General features: G+C 62.5%; 1 protein-coding gene and 1 pseudogene. Both read right to left on the bottom strand.

What is annotated here, in order from left to right; genetic code table 11:
- Window positions 1-811, bottom strand: an 811-nt coding sequence (rseP, locus tag AC1DT3_RS22335) for an RIP metalloprotease RseP (RefSeq protein WP_477467360.1), incomplete at its 3' end; no start/stop codon positions are given.
- A 19-nt stretch (window positions 812-830) separates the two neighbouring features.
- A pseudogene (locus AC1DT3_RS22330) lies at window positions 831-1,046 on the bottom strand (hypothetical protein); the annotation flags it as partial.

Raw genomic sequence — 1,046 nt, 5'->3', positions numbered from 1 at the left:
AATCAAAGGTCCGGTCGACCACGTACCACGTCTCATAGACGCCGGATTTCAGGGCGCCGAGGGGAGTATAGGTGAGCTTCTTGATCGCGTTCGGGTCTCGCGACGCCTGAAGGCCGAGAAGCCCGATCCGCTGCTTTCCGAACGGCGTTTCCTGCTCTTTCAGGTCGGGAACGGCGTCGAGGACCACCTGATTTCCGTCGCGATCGACTGTGATGGCCAGTTTCTCGCCGGCGCTGGCACTGACGACGCGCTGCATGTCGGCAAACGTCTCGACGACCCTGCCGTTGATGGAGAGAATCAGGTCGTTCGGCATGAAGCCGGCCCGAGCGGCCGCGCTGTCCGGCTGAACCGCCTCGATGCGCGGCTCCAGGACCTGGCGGCCGGAGACGTAATTCAGACCGGCGAAGATCGCGACGGCCAGGATGAAATTGGCGATCGGGCCGGCGGCGACGATCGCGGCGCGCTTGGCGACGTTTTGGTGGGGAAAGCTGACCGCGCGCTCCTCAGGGGACATCCGATCCGCCTGCGCGTTGTTGGGGACGCTCGCCGCGTTGAGATCGCCGACGAACTTCACGTAGCCGCCCAGCGGTACCGCAGAGATCTTCCAGCGAGTGCCATGGCGGTCGTTCCAGCCGATGAGCTCCGGACCGAATCCGATCGAGAACGCCGTGACGCCGACGCCGCAGCGCCGACCGACCCAGAAGTGACCGAACTCGTGAATGAACACCACGATTCCGAGGACGATCAGAAAGGACACAATGGTCAGAAGGAAGGAGTTGGTCGCCCCGCCTATGGTTGCAAGCAAGTCCATGATCGTTCCTTTCGCGCCGTCAGGTCGGCACCATCACCATATCGTCGAGCATGAGGCGAGCGGCGTGCCGTGCCTCACCGTCGATGGCAAGAGCCTCGGGTACCGTCGCCGGCGCCTCCAGCTTTCTTGCCGAAAAAGATGAGCAAACCTCATCAACAATCTTGTGAATATCGTAAAATCCGATCCGTCCCGCCATGAAGGCCGCGACCGCGATCTCGTTGGCCGCGTTCAGGAC

It is taken from the genome of Microvirga sp. P4_G7, from assembly GCF_056401005.1.
The sequence above is the reverse complement of the archived record's forward strand: the minus strand, read 5'-3'. Positions and strand labels throughout refer to the sequence as shown.